This is a genomic window from Pseudomonas sp. TH10, from assembly GCF_016651255.1.
Taxonomy (GTDB): Bacteria; Pseudomonadota; Gammaproteobacteria; order Pseudomonadales; family Pseudomonadaceae; genus Aquipseudomonas.
This window is the reverse complement of the sequence record NZ_JAEKEG010000038.1, coordinates 1-25,943: the sequence shown is the minus strand read 5'-3', so window position 1 is coordinate 25,943 and position 25,943 is coordinate 1. Positions and strand designations below refer to the sequence as shown.

Annotated in this window: 17 protein-coding genes and 7 pseudogenes; 11 read left to right on the top strand and 13 right to left on the bottom strand. The window is 61.5% G+C overall.

Annotation, left to right across the window (positions count from 1 at the left end; all coding sequences use genetic code 11):
* Positions 1 to 122: 122 nt before the first annotated feature.
* From potE to JFT80_RS05870, 3 genes and pseudogenes are all read left to right on the top strand, one after another.
* Positions 123 to 1,532 carry a putrescine-ornithine antiporter gene (gene potE, locus JFT80_RS05880; RefSeq protein ID WP_201147235.1) on the top strand — a complete coding sequence of 470 codons (1,410 nt, stop codon included), beginning with the start codon at positions 123 to 125 and terminating at the stop codon, positions 1,530 to 1,532.
* Positions 1,529 to 3,813, top strand: a pseudogene (locus JFT80_RS05875) (Orn/Lys/Arg decarboxylase N-terminal domain-containing protein). Before potE ends, JFT80_RS05875 begins: the two are co-directional and overlap by 4 nt.
* A gap of 218 nt (positions 3,814 to 4,031) precedes the next feature.
* The gene (locus JFT80_RS05870) at positions 4,032 to 4,433 is read left to right on the top strand and encodes a hypothetical protein (RefSeq protein ID WP_045059020.1); all 402 of its coding nucleotides are present in this window, start codon (positions 4,032 to 4,034) and stop codon (positions 4,431 to 4,433) included.
* Between the two features lie 60 nt (positions 4,434 to 4,493).
* Here JFT80_RS05870 and ligD read toward each other — a convergent pair.
* The 4 genes and pseudogenes from ligD to JFT80_RS05850 form a co-directional block, all read right to left on the bottom strand.
* A pseudogene (gene ligD, locus JFT80_RS05865) lies at positions 4,494 to 7,122 on the bottom strand (DNA ligase D).
* 3 nt (positions 7,123 to 7,125) lie between these two features.
* Positions 7,126 to 8,116, bottom strand: a pseudogene (locus JFT80_RS05860) (methyltransferase).
* A 10-nt stretch (positions 8,117 to 8,126) separates the two neighbouring features.
* Positions 8,127 to 9,512 carry an iron-containing redox enzyme family protein gene (locus JFT80_RS05855; protein ID WP_201147234.1) on the bottom strand — a complete coding sequence of 462 codons (1,386 nt, stop codon included), beginning with the start codon at positions 9,510 to 9,512 and terminating at the stop codon, positions 8,127 to 8,129.
* A 239-nt stretch (positions 9,513 to 9,751) separates the two neighbouring features.
* Positions 9,752 to 10,465, bottom strand: coding sequence for a tellurite resistance TerB family protein (locus tag JFT80_RS05850; protein ID WP_201147233.1), 714 nt, complete (start codon positions 10,463 to 10,465; stop codon positions 9,752 to 9,754).
* A 265-nt stretch (positions 10,466 to 10,730) separates the two neighbouring features.
* On the opposite strand from JFT80_RS05850, the gene pcsA reads away from it, so the two are divergent.
* On the top strand, positions 10,731 to 11,453 hold the full coding sequence (gene pcsA, locus JFT80_RS05845; RefSeq protein ID WP_201147232.1) for a phosphatidylcholine synthase: 723 nt from the start codon (positions 10,731 to 10,733) through the stop codon (positions 11,451 to 11,453).
* A 113-nt stretch (positions 11,454 to 11,566) separates the two neighbouring features.
* Here the strand turns inward: pcsA and JFT80_RS05840 are convergent, their stop codons facing one another.
* Positions 11,567 to 12,379, bottom strand: coding sequence for a class I SAM-dependent methyltransferase (locus JFT80_RS05840; protein WP_201147231.1), 813 nt, complete (start codon positions 12,377 to 12,379; stop codon positions 11,567 to 11,569).
* A gap of 36 nt (positions 12,380 to 12,415) precedes the next feature.
* Positions 12,416 to 12,685 (bottom strand): DUF4242 domain-containing protein, encoded by a 270-nt coding sequence (locus JFT80_RS05835; protein WP_122838488.1) that lies wholly within the window; start codon positions 12,683 to 12,685, stop codon positions 12,416 to 12,418.
* 181 nt (positions 12,686 to 12,866) lie between these two features.
* Here JFT80_RS05835 and JFT80_RS05830 point away from each other — a divergent pair, with 181 nt between their 5' ends.
* Positions 12,867 to 13,841 (top strand): AraC family transcriptional regulator, encoded by a 975-nt coding sequence (locus JFT80_RS05830; RefSeq protein ID WP_201147230.1) that lies wholly within the window; start codon positions 12,867 to 12,869, stop codon positions 13,839 to 13,841.
* A gap of 149 nt (positions 13,842 to 13,990) precedes the next feature.
* On the opposite strand, the pseudogene JFT80_RS05825 reads toward JFT80_RS05830, so the two are convergent.
* From JFT80_RS05825 to JFT80_RS05815, 3 genes and pseudogenes are all read right to left on the bottom strand, one after another.
* Positions 13,991 to 15,198, bottom strand: a pseudogene (locus JFT80_RS05825) (cytochrome c biogenesis protein DipZ).
* A gap of 165 nt (positions 15,199 to 15,363) precedes the next feature.
* Entirely contained in the window at positions 15,364 to 15,576 is a 213-nt protein-coding gene (locus JFT80_RS05820) for a hypothetical protein (RefSeq protein WP_201147229.1), read from the bottom strand.
* Between the two features lie 42 nt (positions 15,577 to 15,618).
* Positions 15,619 to 15,882: a DUF2790 domain-containing protein gene (locus JFT80_RS05815; RefSeq protein WP_122838483.1), complete on the bottom strand. Its 264-nt coding sequence runs from the start codon at positions 15,880 to 15,882 to the stop codon at positions 15,619 to 15,621.
* A 306-nt stretch (positions 15,883 to 16,188) separates the two neighbouring features.
* Here JFT80_RS05815 and JFT80_RS05810 point away from each other — a divergent pair, with 306 nt between their 5' ends.
* Both JFT80_RS05810 and JFT80_RS05805 read left to right on the top strand, forming a co-directional pair.
* Complete coding sequence (locus JFT80_RS05810; protein WP_045059010.1) at positions 16,189 to 16,929, top strand: response regulator; 741 nt, start codon at positions 16,189 to 16,191, stop codon at positions 16,927 to 16,929.
* Positions 16,926 to 18,230 carry an ATP-binding protein gene (locus JFT80_RS05805; protein WP_201147228.1) on the top strand — a complete coding sequence of 435 codons (1,305 nt, stop codon included), beginning with the start codon at positions 16,926 to 16,928 and terminating at the stop codon, positions 18,228 to 18,230. Before JFT80_RS05810 ends, JFT80_RS05805 begins: the two co-directional genes overlap by 4 nt.
* Here JFT80_RS05805 and JFT80_RS05800 read toward each other — a convergent pair.
* A pseudogene (locus JFT80_RS05800) lies at positions 18,223 to 18,911 on the bottom strand (GNAT family N-acetyltransferase). The gene JFT80_RS05805 and the pseudogene JFT80_RS05800 overlap by 8 nt on opposite strands.
* A gap of 206 nt (positions 18,912 to 19,117) precedes the next feature.
* Here JFT80_RS05800 and paoA point away from each other — a divergent pair.
* From paoA to paoC, 3 genes and pseudogenes are all read left to right on the top strand, one after another.
* Positions 19,118 to 19,758: pseudogene (gene paoA / locus JFT80_RS05795) on the top strand (aldehyde dehydrogenase iron-sulfur subunit PaoA).
* Positions 19,755 to 20,711 carry a xanthine dehydrogenase family protein subunit M gene (locus JFT80_RS05790; protein ID WP_201147227.1) on the top strand — a complete coding sequence of 319 codons (957 nt, stop codon included), beginning with the start codon at positions 19,755 to 19,757 and terminating at the stop codon, positions 20,709 to 20,711. The pseudogene paoA and the gene JFT80_RS05790 overlap by 4 nt, the downstream one beginning before the upstream one ends.
* A pseudogene (gene paoC, locus JFT80_RS05785) lies at positions 20,708 to 22,904 on the top strand (aldehyde oxidoreductase molybdenum-binding subunit PaoC). Before JFT80_RS05790 ends, paoC begins: the two are co-directional and overlap by 4 nt.
* A gap of 51 nt (positions 22,905 to 22,955) precedes the next feature.
* Here the strand turns inward: paoC and JFT80_RS05780 are convergent.
* Positions 22,956 to 23,426 carry a cupin domain-containing protein gene (locus JFT80_RS05780; RefSeq protein WP_201147226.1) on the bottom strand — a complete coding sequence of 157 codons (471 nt, stop codon included), beginning with the start codon at positions 23,424 to 23,426 and terminating at the stop codon, positions 22,956 to 22,958.
* A gap of 102 nt (positions 23,427 to 23,528) precedes the next feature.
* On the opposite strand from JFT80_RS05780, the gene JFT80_RS05775 reads away from it, so the two are divergent.
* On the top strand, positions 23,529 to 24,422 hold the full coding sequence (locus JFT80_RS05775) for a LysR family transcriptional regulator (protein WP_201147225.1): 894 nt from the start codon (positions 23,529 to 23,531) through the stop codon (positions 24,420 to 24,422).
* A 76-nt stretch (positions 24,423 to 24,498) separates the two neighbouring features.
* On the opposite strand, the gene JFT80_RS05770 is transcribed toward JFT80_RS05775, so the two are convergent.
* Positions 24,499 to 25,068 (bottom strand): YceI family protein, encoded by a 570-nt coding sequence (locus JFT80_RS05770; RefSeq protein ID WP_201147224.1) that lies wholly within the window; start codon positions 25,066 to 25,068, stop codon positions 24,499 to 24,501.
* A gap of 281 nt (positions 25,069 to 25,349) precedes the next feature.
* Positions 25,350 to 25,943 (bottom strand): MATE family efflux transporter (locus JFT80_RS05765; protein WP_242482808.1); only part of this gene is annotated, 594 nt, incomplete at its 5' end.

Genomic DNA, 25,943 nt, shown 5'->3' with positions numbered 1-25,943 from the left:
GGGCCAGTAAAATGCCTTACCGATACATGAGAATAATTCTTGATAAAGGCAAGACATTTCTTGCAACATCCATTTTGTTAGCTATAGCTAATACTCCCAATGTTCTAAAGTGAGGCAACGGAATGTCAGTCGCAAAGAAAATGACGGTAGGGCAACTGACAATGTTGACAGCCGTCAACATGTTGGGGTCCGGCATCATATTGTTGCCAACCAAACTCGCCGAAGTCGGCGGAATTTCTATCCTCTCCTGGCTGATCACAGCCACCGGTTCCCTGGCACTGGCTTACGCCTTCGCGCGCTGTGGGATGCTTAGCCGCAAAACGGGCGGTATGGGCGGCTACGCTGAATACACCTTCGGCAAGGCCGGCAACTACCTGACCAACTACACCTACGGCGTCTCGCTGTTGATTGCCAACGTGGCGATCAGCATTACGGCGGTCGGCTATATACAGACGCTGTTCGACGTCAAACTGGATTCGCTGCAAGTAGGCCTGGCGACCATTGCGTTGCTGTGGATCACCACGTTCGCCAACTTCGGCGGCGCACGGATCACCGGCAAAATCGGTTCGGTCACTGTCTGGGGCGTGATCGCACCTGTGGTACTGGTGTCCACGATCGGCTGGTTCTGGTTCGACAGCAGCGTCTACGCGGCGGGATGGAACCCGCACAACATGGGCTATCTGGAAGCAGCGGGGGCTTCGGTGGCGATCACGTTGTGGGCTTTCCTGGGCCTGGAATCGGCGTGTGCCAACACCGACGCCGTGGAAAACCCGGAGAAAAACGTCCCGATCGCGGTTCTGGGCGGCACGCTTGGGGCGGCGGTGATCTACATCGTCTCGACCAACGTCATCGCCGGCATCGTCGACAACCCGGAACTCGCCTCCTCCACCGCACCTTTCGGGCTGGTGTTTGCCAAGATGTTCACCCCGATGATTGGTGACATCGTGATGGGGACCATGATCCTCGCTTGCATCGGCTCTTTGCTGGGCTGGCAGTTCACCATTGCCCAGGTGTTCAAAAGCTCGGCTGACACCGGCTACTTCCTGCCGATCTTCGCCAAGGCCACCAAGACCGGCACGCCGATCGTGGGCATGTTGATCCTGCTGGCGCTGCAGACAGCGATCGGTCTATTGACCATCAGCCCCGACCTGAGCAAGCAGTTCGACATCCTCGTCAACCTGGCGGTGGTCACCAACCTGGTGCCGTACATCCTGTCCATGGCGGCCTTGATGACGATCCAGAAGGTTTCCAACGTACCCGCAGGCAAGGCACTGGCCACCAACATCATTGCCTGGATTGCCACGGCATACAGCTATCTGGCGTTGTACAGCTCCGGCGAGCAGGCACTCATGCTCGGCGGCGTTGCGACGATCTTCGGCTACACCCTGTTCAGCTTCGTCAACAACCGCCTCATCGCGCTCGAAGCGCACAACAATAGCGTGCCGACACAGACGGTCAGCGCCCAGCACATTACGGGCGAACCGGTGCCGGTGAATCATTTGAAAGCTGTACCTGTGGAGGTTAGATCATGACGGAATATAAGCACTCACTGGGAATGCTCACGCTGGTCGTGGGCGCTCCCCGGACAAACGCACCGTCTTCGGTCGTGCCCTGGATCAACTGATCCATGACGTGGAACAACGCTCCATCAGCGTGCTGATGTCGGAAAGCCTGAGCGACGCGACGTCGATCCTGCGTTCGGACTCGGCCATCCAGTGCGTATTGCTCAGCTGGGAGATGGACGAGAGTGAAGGCCATCAGGAATGCATCAAGCTGCTGACAACCCTGCGCGAACGCAACACTCGGGTGCCGGTATTCCTGATCAGCGACCGCAGTACCGCCTCGAGCATTCCGCTGGTGGTGATGCAGCATGCCGACGACTTCATCTGGCTGCCGGAAGACACCAGTCGTTTCCTCAGCGGCCGCATCATGGCGGCCATCGAGCGCTACCGTCAGGCTGCGCTGCCGCCGATGTTCGGTGCACTCGTCAAGTTCTCCCGATCCTATGAATACTCGTGGCACACCCCAGGCCATGCCGGTGGCACCGCCTTCCTGAAAAGCACTGCGGGACGCGCTTTCTACGAGTTCTTCGGGGAAAACCTGCTGCGCTCCGACCTGTCGATTTCGGTCGGTGAGCTCGGTTCGCTGCTCGATCACAGCGGCCCGATCGGCCAGGGCGAGCGCTACGCCGCCAAAGTCTTCGGTGCCCACCGCACCTATTACGTGACCAACGGCTCCTCGATGTCCAACCGCGTCATTCTGATGGCGAGCGTCACCCGCGATCAGATTGCCCTGTGCGACCGCAATTGCCACAAGTCGGCTGAACACGCGATGACACTGTCGGGGGCCATTCCGACCTACCTGGTGCCGACCCGCAACCGCTACGGCATCATTGGCCCCATCCTCCCGCAGACGTTGAGCGCCGAGGGCGTCAAGGCGGCAATTGCCAACAACCCACTGGTCAAGGAAGGCATCGATCCGACGCCCGTCCACGCCATCGTCACCAACTCTACCTACGATGGCCTGACCTACAACGTCACCCGAGTCGAGAAATTGCTGGGGGAAAGCGTCGATCGTCTGCATTTCGACGAGGCCTGGTACGGCTATGCGCGGTTCAACCCGCTGTACCGCGAACGCTTCGCCATGCATGGCGCCCCGGAGGATCACGACGAGTCCCGGCCGACCGTGTTTGCCACCCAATCGACCCACAAACTGCTGGCCGCACTGTCCCAGGCGTCGATGATTCACGTGCGTAACGGCCGTAATCCGATCCCCCATGCACGCTTCAACGAATCGTACATGATGCACGCCTCAACCTCGCCGAACTACGCGATCATGGCCTCATGCGACGTCAGCTCGGCGATGATGGAAGCGCCCAGCGGGCAAATCCTCACCACTGAATCCATCGAAGAAGCGATCAGCTTCCGTCAGGTCATCTCGCGCATGCACCATGAGATGGCGAGCGATGACCAGTGGTTCTTCACCTGCTGGCAGCCTCCGACCGTGCAAGTCGGCGCGGCGGCGGTGCCGTTCCACGAAGTCGACCCGGTACTGCTCAAAAGCGAGCCGAACTGCTGGGTCCTGCACCCGAACGAGGTGTGGCACGGCTTTGGCGACATCGAAGACGGCTACTGCATGCTCGACCCGATCAAGGTGTCGGTGCTGAGCCCGGGCATGGGCGACGATGGCAATTTGCTGGAATCCGGTATTCCCGCATGCGTGCTGACGGCGTACCTCGGTCGCCAGGGCATCGTGGTGGAAAAAACCACTGACTTCACCATCCTGTTCCTGTTCTCCATCGGCATCACCAAAGGCAAATGGGGCACGCTGGTCAACGCCCTGCTCGACTTCAAGCGGGACTACGACGAGAACGTGGAGCTCGAACTGTGCCTGCCGGACTTGTTGGCCGCGAACCAGCAGCGCTATGCCGGCATGGGCCTGAAGAACCTGGCCGACGAGATTTTCGCCGCCATGAAGGAGAACAAGACCACTTCCACCATGGCCCAGGCCTTCGGCATGCTGCCGCAAGCCGAGTTCAGCCCGGTGGAAGCCTACGAGAAGCTGGTGAGGAACGAAGTCGAACTGGTGACCCTGGAAGAAGCTGCCGGCCGCATTGTCGCGACCGGGATCGTGCCTTATCCACCGGGTATTCCACTGCTGATGCCGGGCGAGAACGCAGGACCTGCGGATGGGCCATTGCTGGCATATCTGAAGGCGCTGGAGAACTTCGACAAATCCTTCCCGGGCTTCACACATGATACGCACGGTATTGAAACCGAGGACGGCGTATCACGGTTGTTGGTGTTGAAGTGAGGTAAGCCTCTGGGGAGCGAGGGGTGTGCTCGGTGTCGTGGTGGGTCAGGCAATGACTGTATTGCCCGACACACCGCTATCGCGGGCGAGCCCCGCTCCCACAGGTTTTGTGGGGTCCCACAAGGGGCCTCGTCGGGGTGGGATTTGTGCGCGGCATCGTTTCGGTGTGGGGTTGAAGGTAGTTTCGGCAGCCGATTGGGCTGCTATGATTGACCACCATGACCAACATGCCCGCGTTCCGCCAACCCTGCCCTCCCGGCGCCTGCGATTGCGGGCGCGATCCGCTGCTGGAAACCCCGGGCGCAGACGTACGCATCCTGCTGCTGACCCGGGCGGAAGAAAAACGTCTGCTCGAGCGTCTGGAGAACCTGCAGAGCCTTGGTGACCTGGAGCGCTTGCAACGGCGCATGCACGAACAACTGGGTATCCGCGTTGACATTGCGCCAGGCTTCAACGAAGTCCGGACCATGCGCGGCATCGCCATTTCGATCGCCGAACTGCCCGGCTTGTGCCGCAAGACCCGTGCATCGATCCCGGCGGCCATTCGGCGCGGGTTGGAGAAGCATCCTGAAGTGGCTTATGAATTGCTCAATGCCAATGACCTGCTCAGAGATGCCTGAAACGCAGATCAAGGGCAATTCCAGCAAACTCTGAAGCCCGCAATTAATCCCTTGTGGGGCCTATTTTTTCATTCCAACACGACGGCGCATATCGGCGGTGATGGTCTGGCGGGTTTTTTCAGGTCTGCCCAGGGCTCATGGCCGACCTCGGCAAGGCGTTCATGCACGTTGTGCACATTCCATTGATTACCGCCCTTCAGCTCCTCTACCTCCTCCCTGAAAATCGGCACCGACACCGGCAGCCCTTCACGGGTGCGCACCGCATAGGCGCAGATCGTCGTGGCGCCGAGGCCGTTGCGCAGGTAGTCGATGAATATCCGACCGACGCGGTTTTTCGGTCCGGAGACCGCAGAAAAGCGTTCGGGCAGCAGTTTCGCCATGTGGCTGACAATCGCGTGACTGAATTCTTTCACCTCATCCCAGCCAAGTTTGCGGGTCAGCGGCACCACCACATGAATACCTTTGCCACCACTGGTCTTGAGGAAAGCCTTAAGCCCCAGTTCATCCAGCACCGACAGGGTCAGCTGAGTCGCCTCGACCATGCTTTTCCAAGGCAGCGCCGGGTCGGGGTCGAGGTCGAGGATGAATCGGTCAGGCTTGTCCAGCTTGTCGGACGTGGCATTCCAGGTATGCAGTTCCACCGTGCTCATCTGCACGGCACCGATCAGCGCTTCGGCGTTGTTGATCATCATCACCGGCTGCCCGGTGATGTCCTTGTCGAGGGTAGTGATGCCCGGGATCGCGAGGCGCTCGGCGTTTTTCTGGAAGAACAGCTCGCCGGCGATGCCATCCGGAGCACGCACCAGGGCGACCGGGCGATCCTTCAGTTCGGGCAGGATGAATTCGGCGACTCGGGCGTAATACTCAGCCAGTTGCATCTTGGTGGTGCCACTGCTGGCATCGATCACCCGGTCCGGATGCGTAATACGTACCTTGCCTGCAGCAAGCCCCGCCTGGGATGGTGCCGGGCTGGCTTGTTCTGCGGCGGCTTTTTTGCCGGCAGGCTTTTTGGCTGAAGGTTTCCTGGTAGCAGATTTCTCGGCAGCAGGCGCCGATGCAGCGCTTTTTTCACCACGGCTGGGCGCTCCTCGGTGATGTCCTTGGCCGGTTTATCGTCGCGCAATCCATGGAATACGGCGTGACGCACTGACCCGTCCTTGGTCATTTCGGCAAAGGCAACTTCTGCCAGCAGTTTCGGCTTGAGCCAGTGCACGCCTTTGGCCTCAAATCCTGAGGGCGGATTGACGACCGCCGCTTTCTTCGTCTGCAACGGTTTCAATTGCGCGAGGATGCTTTTCAATGTCGTTTCGTTGAACCCGGTGCCGACCTTGCCGGCGTAGCGCAACTCGCCACTGTCACGGTCATGCAGGCCTAACAGCAAGGCGCCGAAGGCACTGCGCGAGCCTTTTGGGTCGGTGTAGCCGACGACCACGAATTCCTGCCGGTGTTTGCACTTGAGCTTGATCCAGTCGCCGCTGCGCCGCGACACATAAGGCGAGCCGAGGCGTTTGCCGATCAGGCCTTCCATTTGCATCTGGCAAGCGCTGTTGAGTAGCGCATCGGGGGTTTCGTCGAAGGCTTCGGAGAACCGCAACAACGGATTCTTTTGCGTCCCCAGAACCGTCGACAGCGCTGCGCGTCGCTCCTCGACCGGCACCTCACGCAGGTCGACGCCGTTGAGATACGGCAGATCAAACAGGTAATAGAGGATATTGCCGCTGCGTCCGGCCTCGAAAGCGTTTTGCAGCGCCTGAAAGTCCGGCACGCCATGCTCGTTGGCGACCACCATTTCACCGTCCAGCCAGGCTGATTCGAGGCCCAATGCGGCCAGTGCTTCGGCCTGTTGCGGCAGTTTGTGCGTCCAGTCATGGCCGTTGCGGGTGAACAGTTGCACCTGCTCATGATCGATGCGCGCCATGATCCGGTAGCCGTCAAACTTGATTTCGTAACTCCATTCGCCATCCGGGGCTTTTTCGACCAAGGTTGCCAGTTCCGGCTTGATCAGCTCCGGGAGCTTGGCCTTGTGAGCGCCGGTCAGCTTGGCCGACTGGCCTTCAGGGGCGACCTTGGATGCGGGCTTTTTGACGGGCTTGGGTTTGGCGGCGGTCTTGGCCTTTTTCGGCAGGATGGTGCGGTCGCTGAGCACGCTGTCGGGCGCGGCGACGACCACGTCGTAATCGCTCTCGGGCTTGGCCGCGTTGTCCTGATGTTTGATCAGAAACCAGTTTTCCTTCTTTCCTGGCATGTGCGTGCGCACCAGATTCCAGATTCCGCCGAGTTTTTCGCCTTGCAGTTCGAATTTGAGCTTGCCCTTGGCGTAGGCCTTTTGCGGATCTTCGAGCGGAATCCACACGCCGCGATCCCAGACAATCACATCGCCGGCACCGTAATGCCCTTCGGGAATACTGCCCTCGAACGTCGCGTAATCCAGCGGATGGTCTTCGACATGCACCGCCAGACGTTTGACCTTGGGGTCGAGCGACGGCCCTTTCGGCACCGCCCAGCTCTTCAGTGCGCCATCCAGTTCCAGGCGAAAGTCGTAATGCAGGTGCGAAGCGTCGTGCTTCTGGATGCAGAACTGCAGAGCATGATCAGGCGCCTTTTTACTGCCGGCACGCTTGACCGCCGCCGGTTCAGATGTCGCCGAAAAGTCGCGCATGCGGTTGTAGTCGTCGAGGTTCCTGGTCATGGCTCACTCCCCTGATGCCGTTGCAACGCTGCCCCCGATGCCGGGGCCGATGCGCGTGACGATCAACGCTACCACTGCAATCCGCTCGACCCGCTGATAACCCGGAGTCAAGAGTTCCTCGCCAAACACATCGGGATCGATCTCGCGATAAGTCCAAGCGAACAGTGGCGAGGCCAGGCGCGGTGACAAGGCCTCGAGGAATGGATCCCGCCCCTCGACCATGGCCACCCCCGTGTACAGTACCAGCGAGCCCCGGCTGCCAGGCGATTGAGCGCCTGCTCGACGATGCGCACCGACAACTGCTCGCCGAACTCACCACCGCCATGGCGGTATGCGCGCTCACCGGGGTCGGCCATGTACGGCGGATTGGCGACTATGAGATCAAACTGGCCGTCGACGTCCTGCAGAACGTCGCTGGTCTCCACTGTGATATTGGCCACCTCGGCCAGGGCGGCATTGACCGTGGTCAGGCGCAATGCCGCCGGGTTGATATCGACCGCCAGCACTTGCGCTTCACGGCGCGCCCGGGCAATCACGATTGCACCGACGCCAGCGCCGCAACCAATATCCACGGCACGGCGAATCGGCGTAAAGCTCTGCTGCAGGTGGCTGTGGATCAGCTGCGCAAAGCGATAACTGTCCGGCCCAAAAATACCGAATCAGCCGCTTCAGTGGGAAAGCCCGAGTGCGCAAAGAGCAAATCGTCGAGGCTCGACCAGCGCACGCGACTTTTCAGCCGCCCGTGGCTGTCCTGCAGGACACCAGCCTGCTGCAGTTGCCGCTGTTCATCGGCAGGCAGCAGCCCGGACTCGAATGTCCGCGACCAGCCGTAGACGTCTCGCAGGTTTTTTGCCGGGCGTGTGGCGTCGCGGTCGAGTACCCGCTGGTGGGTCAGCGGAGTGGGCGTGACAAAACGATAGCCGTCCGCCTGCAGGCGTCTTCCCAGCTGTAATAGAGCCAGTTCGTCGGCGTCCAGTCGTTCTTCCTGATTCATGTGCAGCTCCCTAGCGCAGGCTGGATTTGAGTTCGATGTAGCGCCGCGTGGCGAGCAATCCCGCCGGGTGCGAGTGACGATGGGCTGACAGCCACGGGATCAACACGGACATCTGTGCATGGGGATCCAGCCCCGCGAGGGAAGCTTGCAGCGACTGCACGTCAGGGTCACTGACCGGCAGCTCGGGAACCCGGGCGGCACTGACTACACGCCGATGTGCCGGCCTGGCCCGCTCGGGCGCCCAGTCTCCAGCGATCCAGTCATGCAGCAATTGTTTCTCATAAGGGCTGAACACACCGAACATCGCCGCACCATCGCCCACAATCATCTGCCAGAACCGGCTGCCCTGCGGATCCTGGTGACGCTTGATCCAGCCCTTGTTTTCCATGGCACTGAGGAAACCGGGCAATTGCTCGGGTGAAGACAACCACTGATTGACCGTCTTGCCCTCGAAACGGCAATAGTCCGAATGCATGTGCTGGCCGAACAGACGCTTGCGTTCGAGCATGCCCAGCAACTCTTGCTCAAGGTCGAACGACTCAATAATCGCGCGACTGCCCTGCCCCAGATCGTTCAGTCGATAGCCAGCAGCAACCCGACTCAGGAACTCTTCGCGGTCGCCTCCCAGCGGCATCAGCTGCAGCACCGACTGCACGGCTTTATGCGCGTGGCCGGTGCTGGCGTTATCGATGGTGACATGGAGCGTGAAATAGTAGGGATCGATGCCCAGTTCGCTCAGTTCATAAGCGCTGATCAGCAGGTGCAACGGCAGTTGTTCATAACCGAGGTTGTAGCCGATGACTTCAGGCATGAAGTCATCGCTGCACTCGCCCAGCGCCAGCTGAATCGCGCCTTGCAGGTATCGCTCGGCGGGCAGCGCGCAGGCGTCATCCAGGCCATGTTCGGCCAGGAGCTTGCGATAGATCACGACGTGATTCTGCGCCGGATTGCCGTCGCCCAATTCTTCCAGGTAGGTGCAGATCAGCCCGTCGAACCGCGGGTCACGCCAGTGGCTCAGCAAGCCATATAACCACGCGCCGTCCACCAGTTTGGTCGGCCCGACAGCCTGCAGGAAGAACAGCGCATGGGCCTTGTTGCTGAAAAACTGACGTGGGCCGCCATCCTTGCGTTGTTGCAGATAATCGGCGTACTGGCGCGCTACCTGCGCGCAGTGCTGTTCCACGAACCCTGGCAAGGCAGACAGGTCCCGGGGCATCTCCTCAGGCAGATCTTGGGCCTGTTGAAGTTGCTCGACCAGGAACGTCCGCGCCAGGGATTTGCGCTGCGCGTCATCGACGTTGAGCAGCAGTTGGGCATAGGTATTTTTCAGGCTACCGGCGGCCGGGATCGACTCTGCGTGGGCAGGCCGGGATTCAAGTCTTGTCAGGGCAGTCATGGGCGCATCTCTCGGTCTATGGCCAGTGGCAGGACGCTGAATCAACACGTCTCTACTGCAGCAGAGCGATGAGCCTGGGAGAAAATTCAATTGAGGTTAAAAATGGCCGGACAGACGGCCAGGGCCTGGAGTAAACAAGCCCCTTGTAGGAGCGAGCTTGCTCGCGATGGGGCCGGCCAGATAGACCGCTGCCGTCGTGATCGCCAGCAAACCCTGCTCATTCGGGTTTGCGTGATGGCTTATGCAGTGCCCTTGGCCTGCTGTTCCAGATGCACTTGCAGCTGTGGATCTATGCTCAATGCGGCTGCCAGTTCGTCGAGATAAGCGCGCTCGGCATCCTGCTGGTCGTCCACCAGCATCACGCTGGCCAGGTACATTTCGGCAGCAATGCCAGGGTCCGTCGCCGACTGTGCCACGTCGGCAGCATTCAGAGGCCGGGATACTTCGTTGTCCAGCCATAGTTGCAGTTGCGGGTCGTCGGTGTGACGGCCGATTTCTGTACTGATCATCTCGTGCTCGGCAGGGTCGATCCGGCCATCGGCCTTGGCCGCTGCGATCAGCGCGCGCAAGATAGCGTGGCTGTGTTCCTCGACTTCCGGTCCGGCCAGCAGGTTCACGGTCTGTGGCGCTTGCTGCGGGGCAGATGACGCCTGATTGCGCTGCCAGGCCTGATAAGCCTGGAAGGCGATCATGCCGAGCGAGGCCAGGGCCGCGTAATTCATGGCACCACTGCGTCCGGATCGGTTCTGGTTCGCGCCGCTCAGGGACGAACCACCGCCAAGCAGGCCACCGAGCAACCCGCCCAAGCCACTGCCGCCCATGCTGGAACCGGCGCGACCGCCACCCAACAGGCCGCCAAGATCACCGCCGATGCCGCCCTTGGGGGAAGCGGCACCCGTTTGCTGCGAGGCTTGGCCACGGAGCAGTTGTTCGAGCAGGTCGCTGGTGTTCATGACGTCGTCCTTATTAAGGGATGTATTTCGGTCAGGAAACGATAGTCCTTGCGGGCCAATCTGCCACCACCGTCTGGCTGCCGACATCAGGGCAACAGCGGCGTGGATTTAGCCGATGTATTTTCCCGCGACGCAGCTAAGATTTACTGACGGTGAACCTTATTCGCGGATTTTCGGTCGATAGCTGCAACCCCGACCCGGTTTGCCGGCGCCCTTACCCATAAGGACGATAACCGGCATGCATCACTTTCTGGAGAACGCCCCTGTGATATCGACCGTACACATCGCCAGGCTCAAAGCATGGGGCGCCCATGGTTTTACCGCGACCGGCGTGGTCACCGCTTTCCTTGCCACCCTCGCCCTGCTGGAAAACCAGCCGACCCATTGCCTGATGTGGCTGGGTGTGGCGCTGATCGTTGACGGCCTCGACGGCGCATTGGCGCGCAAGGTCAATGTGCAATCGGTGCTGCCGAGTTTCGACGGCTCGATCCTCGATCTGGTGATCGATTACCTGACATACGTGTTCATTCCGGCACTGTTCATCTATCGCTACATTCCGTTGCCCGACTACACGCTGTTGCTGACCGTGTCGCTGATTCTGGTGTCGTCGCTGTTCTGCTTCTGCAACGTCAATATGAAGAGCAAGGACAACTATTTTGTCGGTTTCCCTGCCGCGTGGAACGTGGTCGCGCTGTGCCTGTACATCATCGGGCCGGGGCCGTGGATCACCTTTCTGACCGTGATTGGCCTGGCGCTACTGACCGTGACGCGAATGAAATTTCTGCATCCGTTCCGTGTACGCCGCTTTATGCCGATCAACATTGCCGTGACGGCAGTCTGGCTGCTATGCAGTTTGTCGCTGGTGCTCAATCATCCGGTGATCAACCCGTTGGTGATGGGGTTGTGGCTGCTGATGTCGGCGTACTTTCTGGGGATTTGTATCTGGCGCACGGCGCTGGAGTGGTTTGATGGATCGCGGCACAAATAAACTTTCAAATGATCACGCTACCCTAGGAGCTGCCACAGGCTGCGATCTCTTGATCCTGACTTTTTTGCCTCAAGATCAAAGAATCGCTGCCTGGGGCAGTTCCTGCCCGGGGTTCAGCGCCGGGTGATGACCACCTCCAGGTACTCGCTCGGCACCACCAGCGATTTCTCGCCCGCCCTGTTCATCCGGTTGAGCAACTCGGTCAGGTCTGCTTCCAGCGCCGCGGCGCCATCGGGAGGGAGCGCGGCGAATGCCTTGTGCACCGGACCGTACCAGCTGCGAAACGTGTCAATGAAATGGGCCGCCGAGCGATAGCGGAAGTTGAAGGTCCGGCGGCTGACCTGGACCAGGAAATTGCGCTCGTCGAAGTGCGTATGCAGCCAGGCCTCGGTGCCCCACTGCGAAGGCGGTTGCGCCCCCGGCGGCGGCGGCATGTGCTTGCCCAAGGTCTTGAACACCTGGCCGACGAAGCCTTCGGGCGTCCAGTTGGCCAGGCCGATACGACCTCCGGGGCGACACACCCGGGCCAGCTCTGCAGCGGCTTTCGATTGATCGGGGGTGAACATCACACCGAAGGTCGACAGCACCGCATCAAAACTCGCATCTTCAAAGGGCAATGCTTCGGCATCGGCGACCTGAAAGGTGACTTGCAGGCGCTCTGCCCGCGAGCGGTCCTCGCCGCGTTCCAGCAATGCGGCCACATAGTCGGTGGAAGTGACGAGGCAACCGCGCCGTGCGGCCGCGAGCGTGGCATTGCCGTTTCCGGCAGCCACGTCCAGCACGCGCTCATCGCACAGCAGGTCGCAGGCCTCGGCCAACTGCTCGCCGACGATCTGCAAGGTGGTGCCGATCACGGCGTAGTCGCCACTGGCCCAGGCGGCCATCTGACGGTTCTTCAAGGCAGTGAGATCAATGGGTGTACTCATGAATTCCGCTCCATTGCGGGTAGGAACGCAGCCAGCTTACTCAGCCGTGGTGGGATCGATGACGTGCATGACCTGGGAAATCCGGTTAGCCGGAAAACCGCTCAGCCGGGCGTGTTCCTGGATCTGCTGTTCATCCGGTGCGATATACACGCAATAGAGTTTGTCACCTGTGACGTAGCTTTCCTGCCACTGCACCTGGGGCAAATCGCGCAAGGTCCGGCAAGACTTTTGCGCCGCTGCTTTCAAATCCCGCTCCGACAGTGCTCCTGCACCTGCTATCTCCCGTTCAATGACGAACTTAGGCATGACAACCTCTCATTCTTGTTATGGGGACAGGGTCTTGTGCCCTGCAGGCAAACTATCGCCCCGCGGCAGGGCGGCGTCCTGTCCGATCGTCGGCCAGGCCTGTCCGATCGTCCGGAGTTTTTCCATTGCCTTGCGATCGGGCCACACTCTGAAGGGCCCCCGCCTGCACGGGTAAATCCCCATGGACGCCCTGTCCCAGACCCTGCGCGTCGTCCGCCTGATCGGCGCGATTTTTATCAATGCCAGGTTTACCGCCCCCTGGTGCTACCAATCCCCGAGCGCCGACTCGGCCGCGCCCTTTCTGGAACCCGGTGCCGAACGGGTGGTCATCTTTCATCTGATTACCGAAGGCGAGTGCTACGTCGAACTCGGTGACGATCCGCCGTTGCTGCTGACCGCGGGCGATGTGGTGGTATTTCCCCAGGGCGATGCCCATCGCATGTGCTCGAGCCCGGGCCTGCCCCCTGCTACAGGAGCGCGCCTGGACGCAGTGCTGGCGCGTCGTCCACGGCAATTGAGCTATGGCGGAGGCGGCGTCGTCACACGCCTGGTGTGCGGTTATCTGGCGTGTGATGCGCGGCTGGCGGGCATGCTCTTGACCGGCTTGCCCGCCATCGTGCGGGTCAATGTTCGCGGCTCGGACGCCGGGCTATGGCTTGAGTCCTCGGTGCGTTACGCGCTGACCGAAGCCCGCTCCCCCAGGCCCGGAGGCGAAGGCGTGCTGGCGAAACTGGCCGAAGTGCTGTTCATCGAAGTGCTGCGCTTGTACATGAACGAACACGGTGAGGGCCGCACGGGGTGGCTGGCGGGAGTTGGCGACCGGATTGTCGGCGCCGCCCTGAACGCCCTGCACAAAAGCCCTGCGAACGCCTGGACCCTGGAGGAGCTGGCCCGCACCGCCGGCACCTCAAGGTCGGTGCTGGCCGAGCGTTTCCAGCAATTGGTCGGCAGCTCGCCGATGCAATACCTGACGCAATGGCGAATGCTGCTGGCGGCCAATCTGCTGAGCCGCAGCAACAGTTCACTGACGCGCATTGCCGAGGAAGTCGGGTATCAGACGGACACCGCCTTCAGCCGCGCATTCCGGCGCGAGTTCGGCTCACCGCCGGCGGCCTGGCGCCGCTGCCAGGCAGGGACTGTGCAGCAGCGGCTGTGAGACTGTTGCCCTCCGGCGAGACCCACCCTGTAGGAGCTGCCGAAGGCTGCGATCTTTCGATTTTCTGCGGGATCACAATTGCCAAAGATCAAAAGATCGCAGCCTTCGGCAGCTCCTACAGGGTTCAGCTTGTCAGGCAATGGCCCCGATCAGGCTCCGGGCGCCTTGGCCTCCTCCAGCAGTTGCTGAATCATCTGCTCCTGCGCGTCGTAGGCGCCTTCGCCAAAATGGGTGTAGCGTACCTGCCCCTTGGCATCGACCAGGTAATGCGCGGGCCAGTACTGGTTGTCGAAATTGCGCCAGATCGCGTAGTTGTTGTCGATGGCCACCGGGTAGGTGATGCCGAGCTTCTTCACCTGATCCCGGACGTTATCGATGATGCGTTCAAAACCGTACTCAGGCGTATGCACGCCGATCACCACCAGGCCATCTTTCTCATATTTCTTCGCCCAGTCTTTCACGTACGGCAAGGTGCGCTGGCAGTTGATGCAGTCGAAGGTCCAGAAATCCACCAGCACCACCTTGCCTTTCAGCGATTCGCCGCTGAGTTCCGGCGAGTTGAGCCATTGGACCGCACCGGCCAGCGATGGCATGGCGCCCTGAGCGTTGTCCATGGTATCGGCCCTGACCTTGCTGACGAAGTAATCCAGCACTTTTGGCACGGTTTCCAGAACCCCTTCTCAACGCTGCTGATGCCTTCGGACGACGTGCCAGCCAGCAGTGTCTTGTCGGCACCGGTGGAGATCACTGCTGCAGCGGCCAGCACTGCCACGCCAGCACCGCGACGCAACCAGCCGGTGACCGGTATCGATGCTTTGAGACGGTTTACCAGGCCACGACCAGCGAAAATCAGGGTACCCAGCGACAGCGCGCTGCCCAGCCCATAAGCCACCAGCAGCAGGCTGGTGCCGGCATTCGCGCCTTGCAGCATGGCGCCAGTGAGGATCACCCCGAGAATCGGCCCGGCACAGGGTGCCCAGAGCAGGCCGGTGGCCACGCCGATCATGATCGAGCCTGCGGGGCCGGACATTTTGCGCGTGTCGGGATCGAGGCGATTGCCCAGCAGCACGAAAGGCCGCGCCAGCCAACCGCCGATGCGCGCGGAAATCAGCGACAGCGCAAACAGTGCCATCACCACCAATGCCACGTGGCGGCCGGTGTTACTGGCCTGTACCACCCACTCGCTGCTGACCACCGCCAGGCTTGAGATCAGGGCGAAGGTCAGGACCATGCCGCCGAGGGTCAGCAGGATCGAGGTGCGACTGCGTTCAACGCCGGCGAACAGGAACGGCACGACCGGGAGGATGCACGGGCTGAGGACGGTGAGGATACCGCCCAGGAAAGCGATGATTAACATGGGATCACCTGAATAATGAGCGGCTCATGCCCCTGTAGGAGCGAGCTTGCTCGCGATGGTCTTTAACGAATACGCGGGGCGCCTGGCACCCCACGGTGTCCACTAGACCATCGCGAGCAAGCTCGCTCCTACAGGGGATTGGGGATTGGGGATTGGTGTTTGGGTTCAGGCCGTCTGGGTTTCCAGCAACTGCCCCTGCGGCGTGCGGCTGGAGCCATCTTCGGCCAGCAGCGGGCTTGCACCCTTGTGCTCCACAGGGGTCAGTTGAAAACAGGTGCTACCGGCGTAGCTACTCTGCTCCACCGCAGCATTGGCATGGGCAGCCGCGCCGGCTACGGAAAAAGCCACTGCGGTCAGATAACGGGTCAGGTTTTTCATGATGCGGATCCTCGTAAAATCAGTAATAGGCAATCAGGCGACTCAGTTGTCGTCGTTGCAGCCGTCAGCAAATTTGCGGTAGTCCAGGACCTTGGTGTCGCCCTGGGAATCGAGGTAGGTCAGCTGGGCGTTGATAATTCCGCAAGTCGGCGTGGCGTCCTGTTTCATCGAAATGACTTTCCTGATGTCCAGATGCGTGCCGTAGGTGTAGGTTTCAGGCTTGACCGTGGCTTCGGCACGGGCCGACAAGGTGCAGATATTCAGCGCGGCAAACAGGCAGGCGGCGTAGACGGCTTTGGTGTTCATGGCGGTTTCCTCAAGGCTTCAATGGGTCAATCGTGGTATTGAGCCGAGGCGGTTTGGGTTGCCTCGATGGAGCTCATTAGAAGCCCGCCAGGTATCCCCTCTGTGTCGGAAACAGGCGCGGGTTAATCGCTACGTATCAGAACCGCCTCCCGATACACAGCGATACAAAACCCGGAAAAAACACGGTTTTTGAGTCTGCGTGTGTCCGCCTTAAGGCCAGATACACTGCAATACAAAGGGCAGGAGTCACGCGCGCGAAGGCTCGATAGACTGCGCGACATCCCCCGTTTACAGAGGCCCGGCCCCATGGAACACGTTGATCACATTCTCATCGTTGACGATGACCGCGAGATTCGCGAGCTGGTCGGCAATTACCTGAAAAAGAACGGGCTGCGCACCACGGTGGTCGCCGACGGCCGACAAATGCGCGCCTTTCTCGAATCCACGCCAGTGGACCTCATCGTCCTGGACATCATGATGCCGGGGGACGATGGCCTGCTGCTGTGCCGCGAACTTCGCGCCGGCAAACACAAGGCCACCCCGGTATTGATGCTCACCGCCCGCAGTGACGAGACCGACCGTATCATTGGCCTGGAAATGGGTGCCGATGATTACCTGGTCAAACCCTTCGCCGCCCGGGAACTGCTCGCGCGCATCAGCGCCGTGCTGCGCCGCACACGAATGCTGCCGCCGAACCTGGTGGTTACCGAAAGCGGGCGCCTGCTGGCCTTCGGGCGCTGGCGCCTGGACACCTCGGCCAGGCACCTGCTGGACGAAGACGGCACCATGGTTGCGCTCAGTGGCGCCGAGTACCGTTTGCTGCGGGTGTTCCTCGACCATCCGCAGCGCGTGCTCAACCGCGATCAGCTGCTGAACCTGACCCAGGGCCGCGACGCCGACCTGTTCGACCGTTCCATCGATCTGCTGGTCAGCCGTTTGCGCCAGCGCCTGCTGGACGATGCCCGGGAGCCGGCGTACATCAAGACCGTGCGCAGCGAGGGCTACGTGTTCTCCCTGGCAGTGGAAGTCATCGGGGCACCCTCATGAATTTCTCGCTGCGCTGGCCACGCACCCTCGCCTCGCGTCTTTCACTGATTTTCCTGGTCGGGCTGATCCTGGCGCAGGCGCTGTCCTTCGGCGTGCAGTATTACGAGCGCTACGAAAGCGCGAAAAACACCATGCTCGGCAATCTGGAAACCGACGTGTCGACCTCAATCGCGATCCTCGACCGCCTGCCTGCCAATGAGCGGGCCAGCTGGCTGCAACAGCTGAATCGGGCCAACTACGGCTACCTGCTCAACGAAGGAACTGCCGGGGTGCCCATGACTGATTCGCCGATGGCAATGACCTCGATCAAGGAAGCCATCGGCAAGGACTACCCGATGACCTACACCGACATTCCGGGTGAGCGAAAGCATTTCCAGGTGCACCTGAAACTGGCCGATGGCAGTCCGTTGACCATCGACGTCCGTCCGGCAATGGCGCCCTTGTCGCCGTGGCTGCCTGCGGTGCTGCTGGGGCAACTGGCGCTGTTGATCCTGTGCACCTGGCTGGCCGTGAGGATCGCCATCCGCCCCCTCACCCGCCTCGCCCAAGCGGTAGAAACCCTCGACCCCAATGCGCGACCGGTGCACCTGGACGAGAAAGGTCCTACCGAAGTCGCCCATGCGGCCAAGGCGTTCAATGCGATGCAGGCGCGAATTGCGGCGTACCTCAAAGAACGCATGCAACTGCTGGCGGCGATTTCCCATGACCTGCAAACCCCCATCACCCGGATGAAACTGCGCGCCGAATTCATGGACGACTCCAGCGAGAAGGACAAGCTGTGGAGCGACCTCGGCGAGATCGAGCACCTGGTGCGCGAGGGCGTGGCCTATGCACGCAGCGTGCACGGCGCCACCGAGGAAGTCTGCCGGACCCACCTCGATTCGTTCCTCGACAGCCTGGTGTTCGACTATCAGGACATGGGCAAGGACGTGTCCCTGGAAGGCAAGACCGACGCGGTGATCGACACCCGGCCCCATGCGCTGCGCCGGGTAGTGGTCAACCTGACCGACAACGCCCTCAAGTTCGCCGGCGCCGCGCAGCTGCACGTCGCGACACAGGCCGATGGCAGCCTGTCGATCAAGGTGATGGATCGCGGCCCCGGTATCGCCGAGGAAGAACTGGCCCAAGTGCTGGAGCCCTTCTATCGAGTGGAAAACTCGCGTAACCGCAGCACCGGCGGGACGGGCCTGGGCCTGGCGATCGCCCAGCAGTTGGCGCTGGCGCTGGGCGGGTCCTTGACCCTGAGCAATCGAGAAGGCGGCGGCCTGTGCGCGCACCTCAAGCTGCCCGCGGCTAAATAGCGCCGTCACCCCGCCCGCGAACGAACTCGTGGGCTTTGTGGGTGAGCTGATCCAGGTGCCGATCGCGCTGTTTTTCGGCATCGACCATCGCCCGCTTGCCATGCTTTTGCAGCAGGTAAGTATGAATCTGCCGAACCTCCAGCGAGCTGTAGATGGGACCTACGTCCAATAACCCCATGAGCCCGTCGCTGCTGTGGTCACGGGTGTTCATGAGCACCTGGGTGCCGCGCACGCCCACGACCTGGAAACCCATCGATTCGAACCAGGGCACCTTGGCCACGGCGCACGTCAGTTCGGCGTGGGGATAACGCCCCACCATCTCGCGCAACATCCGCCGGGCGATCCCCTGCCGCCGATGATCCGCCTGCACCGCCATGTACGCGACGCCACAGGCATCGGGATCGTCCTGGATCGGCAGGTATAACAGGAAACCAGCGACCTGCTCCGGGTCGTCCTCATCAGTGGCCACCAGCAACTCCACGGCAACCCCTTGGTGCCGTTCAACGCCTCCAGATACAGATGCACTTCATAGCCGATCGCATATTGATAAACGTTGTAAAGCAGGTTGCTCGGCGGGATCGCGACCATGCTGATGTCAGTGAGGTTGTCGACGACCAACTGCAGAATCTGACTGGTCAGATGCTCTGGGCATGGGGTTTTGAAATGGGTGATCTGGGACATGTGCGGCTCTGGGTCTGGCTGGTGCTCGAAGCAGTAATGATAACGCGCAGAGTGCGCATCGGGTGACCGCCGAAGGACGAAGCGGCGAATTCATGAGCCCCACGCATAAGTCTATAGCCGATATACGCAAAAACATTCTGCCACTATGGCGGTCAGTCTTTCAGACGATCATCGGCCACGCCGAATCACTGACAGGAATCGAACCAATGGACGACCGTGACCCGCTTTCGATATCCCGACGAAAATTCCTGATTGTTGGCGCTGTCTCGGCCACGGCATTGGCGTTGCCCCCTTTCATCAGTGCCCAGGCCAGCGCCGCCAATGCGGCGCGACCGATCCAGGCGACGGTGTCGTTGACGGTCAACGGCCAGTTACGCAACCTTGACCTCGATACGCGCACCACTTTGCTCGATGCATTGCGCGAACACCTTTTGCTCACCGGCACCAAAAAGGCTGCGACCACGGCCAGTGCGGCGCGTGCACGGTGCTTGCCGATGGGCGGCGCGTCAATTCGTGCCTGACCCTGGCGGTGATGCACGAGGGTTCGAACATCACCACCATCGAGGGTCTTGGCACGCCGGACCAACTGCACCCGATGCAGGCCGCGTTCATCAAGCATGACGGCTACCAATGCGGTTACTGCACACCCGGGCAGATCTGTTCGGCGGTGGCGGTGCTCGGAGAAATCCGCGACGGCATTCCCAGCCACGTCAGCGCGAGTCTTACCGCCGCGCCCCAGTTGATCGCCAGTGAATTCCAGGAGCGCATGAGCGGCAATATCTGCCGCTGCGGCGCGTACTCCAACATCATCAACGCTATCAGCGAAGTCGCGCAGGCCAGCGCATGAGGCCCTTTACCTATCTACGCGCCAAGTCCCCTGCCGAAGCTGCCGCGCTGGCCGCCCAGGTAGACGGCTCCAGGTTCATTGCCGGCGGCACCAACCTGCTGGACCTGATGAAACTGGACATCGAAACCCCAACCCACCTGATCGACGTCAACGGCCTGGCCCTGGACCGCATCGAAGCCACCGCCGAAGGCGGCCTGAGAATCGGCGCACTGGTGCGCAACACCGACCTGGCTGCCGATTCGCGGATCCGCCAGGACTATGGCTTGCTGTCCCGCGCCCTGCTCGCCGGGGCCTCCGGCCAGTTGCGCAACATGGCGACCACGGCCGGCAACCTGCTGCAACGTACTCGCTGCCCGTACTTCTACGACACTCATCAAGCGTGCAATAAGCGCCAGCCCGGCAGCGGTTGCGCAGCCATCGGCGGCTTCAGTCGCCCGCTGGGTGTCATCGGCGTCAGCGACGCCTGTATTGCCACACACCCCAGCGACATGGCAGTGGCCATGCGCGCCCTCGATGCACAGGTCGAAACCGTGCGCCCCGACGGCAGCACGCGGGTCATTCCGATTGCGGACTTCCATCGTCTGCCGGGCAACACGCCAAACATCGAAACCGCCCTCGCCGCCCACGAACTGATCACCGCCGTGACACTGCCGGCGCCGCTGGGCGGAACGCACATTTACCAGAAGGTGCGCGACCGGGCCTCCTATGCCTTTGCCCTGGTCTCGGTGGCCGTGGTAATCCAGCCGGACGGCTCCGGCCGCGTCGCCCTCGGCGGCGTGGCGCATAAACCCTGGCGTGTCGAAGCGGCCGAGGCATCAATGAACCACGGCGCCGCAGCCGTTAGTGCAAAGCTGCTCGCAGGCGCCACCCCGACGCATGACAACGCGTTCAAGCTGACACTGGTCGAGCGCACGCTCGCCTCGGTGATGACGCAAGCGAGGGCCCAAGCATGAAATTCGACACCCCCGCCACAACCAACCCCATCGACCAGATGAAAGTGGTTGGCAAGCCTACGCCCCGGATCGAAGGCCCCTCAAGACCACCGGTCTTGCACCCTATGCCTACGAACACCATACCGCCGTGCCGAATCAGGCCTACGGGGTGGCCGTTGGCTCGGGCATCGCCAAAGGCCGCATTGCCTCGATGGATCTGACGGACGCGCAAGCCGCGCCCGGGGTGATCGCCATCGTCACCGCAGAAAATGCCGGCACGCTGGGCCAGGGCAAGTACAACACTGCCAAGCTGCTCGCCGGGCCAGATATCCAGCACTATCACCAGGCGATCGCCCTGGTCGTGGCAGAAACCTTCGAACAGGCGCGCGCTGCCGCCGAGCGGGTCAAGGTGCACTATGTGCCCACTGAGGGCGCCTTCGATCTCGCCCGCAGCCGCGAGTCGGCGGTAGAGGCCAAGGACCAGATGGCTGACGTCAGCCACGGTGATTTCGCCGCAGCCTTCGCCGCCGCACCGGTACAGCTGGACCAGACCTACACCACGCCGGATCAGGCCCACGCGATGATGGAGCCGTTTGCGTCAATGGCCTCATGGCAGGGCGATCAGCTGACGCTGTGGACTTCCAACCAGATGATCGACTGGTCCGTCACCGACCTGGCCACCACCCTCGGGGTGCCCAAGGAAAAGGTGCGGCTGATATCGCCCTACATCGGCGGCGGATTCGGCGGCAAACTGTTCATCCGTGCCGACGCAGTGCTTGCAGCATTGGGTGCGCGCCTGTCTGGCCGGCCGGTAAAAGTGGCGTTGGCGCGGCCAATGATGTTCAACAATTCCACGCACCGCCCGGCGACCATCCAGCGCATCCGCATTGGCGCCACCGCCGACGGCAAGATCACCGCCATGGGCCACGAAGGCTGGTCCGGCGACTTGCCCGGTGGCAAGGTCGAGCGCGCCGCGCAGCCGAGCAAACTGCTGTACGCGGGCGAAAATCGCCTGGTGAGCATGCGCCTGTCGACCCTTGACCTGCCCGAAGGCAATGCCATGCGCGCGCCTGGCGAAACGCCCGGCCTGATGGCGTTGGAAATCGCCATGGACGAGATGGCCGAGAAACTCAAGCTCGACCCGGTGGAATTTCGTGTGCGCAACGACACCCAGGTCGATCCGACCAATCCCAAGCGCCCCTACTCGACCCGCCAACTGATTGAATGCCTGCGTACGGGTGCGGCGAAGTTCGGCTGGAGCAAACGCCATGCACAACCCGGCACACAGCGTGAGGGGCGCTGGCTGATCGGCATGGGCGTAGGTGTGGCGTTTCGCAATAACAACCTGGTGAAGTCCGGGGCACGGGTGCGCCTGAATGACCAGGGCGTGGTGACGGTGGAAACCGACATGACCGACATCGGCACCGGCAGCTACACGATCATTGGCCAGACAGCCGCAGAGATGATGGGCGTGCCGCTGGACAAAGTGGTGGTGCTACTGGGCGACTCGAGTTTTCCGGTGTCTGCCGGTTCAGGTGGTCAGTTCGGTGCCAACTGCTCCACCGCCGGGGTCTACGCCGCGTGCGTGAAACTGCGCGAAGCGGTCGCGCAGCGCCTGGACATGAACCCGGATGAAGCGGTCTTTGCCGAGGGCGAAGTGCGCTTCGCCGGCAAAAGCGTGCCACTGGGCAGCGCCGCCCAAGCCAGTGAAATCGTCGCCGAGGATTCGATCGAGTTTGCCGGGCTGAGCAAGCAGTACCAGCAATCGACCTTCGGTGCACACTTTGTCGAGGTCGCAGTGGACAGCGCCACCGGGGAAACCCGCGTGCGGCGCATGCTCGCCGTGTGCGCGGCGGGACGCATCCTCAACCCGACATCGGCGCGCAGCCAGGTGATCGGCGCGATGACCATGGGGGTCGGCGCGGCATTGATGGAAGAGCTGGCGGTGGACAAGCGCGTGGGGTTTTTCGTTAACCACGACCTGGCCGGCTACGAGGTACCGGTACATGCCGACATCCCGCATCAGGAGGTGATTTTCATCGATGAAATGGACCCGATGTCCTCCCCATGAAAGCCAAGGGTGTCGGCGAGTTGGGGCTGTGCGGGGTCAGTGCTGCGGTGGCGAACGCGATCTACAATGCAACCGGGGCACGAGTGCGCGAATACCCCATCACCCTGGACAAAATCCTCGACCAGTTACCGCCCATGATCTGACGGCTTCCCTGTGGGAGGTTTCTCCCACAGGATCATCAAATCCTGCTCCCGCTACTGCGGATACTGTTGATCGCTCACCTGCTCCATCCACTCCACGACGTTACCGTCGAGCACTTCAGCAATCGCAATATGCGTCATCGCCGTCGTCGGCAGTGCGCCATGCCAATGCTTGGCACCCGGCGCAATCCATACGGTATCACCCGGACGGATTTCCCTGACCGGCTGACCCCACTCCTGCACAAAACCAGCACCGGCAGTCACGATCAACGTCTGCCCCAGCGGATGCGTATGCCACGCCGTGCGCGCACCCGGTTCGAAGGACACGGTGGCGCCGCTGACTCGCGCCTCATCAGAACCCTTGAATGGCGCGTCGACGCGCACCGTGCCAGTGAACCAATCCGCCGGGCCACGGGCCGAAGGTTGGGAACCGTTAGGGGTAACTGTCAGCACGGGAGCCTCCTGAGCCTGGGAATCAAAGGCCAGTAGCGAGAGCGAGAGCGCGGTGGCTGCAAGGTGCTTCATGGCTGTCCTCGATAGACGTTTAAATTCATCTTCAATCTACCGGCTGCGCACTCCAATGATTAGTCGCTAGAATCAGGTAAGACCTATGAGAGGGACTCATGAATGTTGCGGGAAAATGCGAATGATCTGCTCGCCTTCCTGGCAGTGGCCAGGGAGCGCAGCTTTACCAAGGCGGCCGGCAGGCTGGGCGTTTCCCAATCGGCGCTGAGCCACACCATTCGCGGCCTGGAAGCGCGCCTGGGCCTGCGTTTGCTGACCCGCACGACACGCAGCGTCTCGCCCACCGAGGCCGGCCAGCGCCTGCTGGAAAAGGTCGGCCCGCGTTTCGAGGAGATAGAGATTGAACTGGCGGCGCTGAGTGACCTGCGCGACACACCGGCGGGCAATATCCGCATCAACGCCATGGACCATGCCCTGGCCTGCATTCTGTGGCCGGTGCTCAAGCCCTTCCTGGCAAAGTACCCGGACATTTCGGTGGAAGTCTGCTGCGACTATGGCTTCGTCGACATCGCCGCACAGGGTTTTGATGCCGGCGTGCGCCTGGGCGAAGATGTCGCCCAGGGCATGATCGCCACCCGAATCGGGCCGGACATGCGCATGGCGGTAGTGGGCTCGCCAGCCTACTTTGCCAACCGCGAGGTTCCGCAGACACCGCGCGATCTCACCGGCCACCAATGCAACAACCTGCGCCTGCCCACCCATGGCGGCCTGTATGCCTGGGAATTCAAAAAGGATCACGAAAGCCTCAACGTACGCGTATCGGGCCAGGTCACGTTCAATGGGGTGTACCAGTTGCTGGACGCCGCGCTGGACGGATTTGGCCTGAGCTACATTCCCGAAGACCTGATAGCGCCGCACGTTGCAGCCGGGCGACTGGTACACGTGCTGGAAGACTGGAGCCCCTGGTTTGCCGGGTTCCATCTCTACTACCCGAGCCGACGCCAGGCATCCCCGGCGTTTGCTTTGCTGTTGGAGGCGTTGCGGTACAGGACCTGACCAGGCGCACCCTGCGCAGCGTTACCAGCAATGCGCCAGCATGGTTGCCGTCATCAGCCAGATCCCGGGCAGGCTCTCAGTGTTCGGGCGCCACGACCCGAAACTTGATGTCGATGTCCTTGGAAACGACGGTGTCAGCCCACTCCCCTTCGCCGATCCGGAACAGGTCGCGGTCCAGAACGAACTCGCCATTGAACAGGCCGATGCCACTTTCCGGTTTCAACTCGACCTGGACTTGCACCTCTCGGGTCAGGCCCCTGATTGTAAGATTGCCGATCACGGCATAGCGGTTGTTGCCCAGGTCCGTGACCCGGGTCGATTCGAACACGCCCTGGGGAAATTCCGGGGTGTTGAACCAGGCCGGTTTCTGCAGTTCGAGGTTGGCGTCGCTGCTGCCGGCGTCGATGCTCGCCATGTCGATGACCAGTCGGGTGCGGGCTGCCGTGGGGTTGGCGGTGTCAAACTCGAAGCTGGCTTCGAACCTGCCGAACGTTCCGTAGACCTCGGAGCCCATCTGGTTGAAGGTGAAGCTGATTTTGCTCGCCGCAGGGTTCACGCGGGTGTATTCGGCGGCTTGTGTGCTAGGCACCGCCCCCATGATAAAAGTCATCGCCAACGCGATGGAACACGGGAATCGGCGGGTCATGTGATTCTCCGGTCGGGGCCAGGTTTGCCGATTGCAAGGCCGAATGCGGTAGATGGACTAAAGCAAAGAAACGCGCGTTGTTCCACTGTTGCCCAAGCCTGGCTTGCCAGCGATGACGCCCGCGAGATCGCCATCGCCGGCAAGCCGGGCTCCCACAGATCGGTGCCGAGCCCAACCCCGCGAACGCCTTGGCCCCTGTGGGAGCCTGGCTTGCCAGCGATGACGCCCTGCCATTCACTAACGCGACTACCGCCCAACGCACATCACCGCGTCATGTATTTCTAAACCAGCCGCTCGATCCGGCGGTGCAGCCAGACGAATCGGTAATACGCCGTCTGCAGCGCCAACATGGCCAGGTACGCCACCGGAAACGCCATCCACACCCCTTGCAAACCAAACTGCGTATCCAGTGCATAGGCCACGGGCAATTGCACCAGCAGCACGCAGACGATCGAGATCGCCATCGGCACCAGCACCGTGCCGCTGGCGCGCATGATGCCGCCGATGATCGCCTGGAAACCAAAGATCAACAGGCTCCAGAGCATGATGTGCAGCAGGTGTTCGGCCATCGCCTGGGTCGAATCGTCCGTGAGGAACAGTCCCAGCAACCAGTGCGACAACAGGTAACCCAGCAATACCAGGCCACCGGTCAGGCCTACGTTGATCCACAACCCTGTGCGCAAGATCGGTCCCATGCGTTCCAGGCGCCCGGCGCCGATCGCCTGGGCGCCGAGAATCGAGGCGGTGATGGCGATCGACAGCGCCGGAAACTGCACGTAATTGACGATCTGCGTCACCGCACCATATGCCGCCGTCGCCTGGGAGCCGTGCTGGTTCACCAGCGCCAGGATCACCAGTTCCGACAACGACAGCAC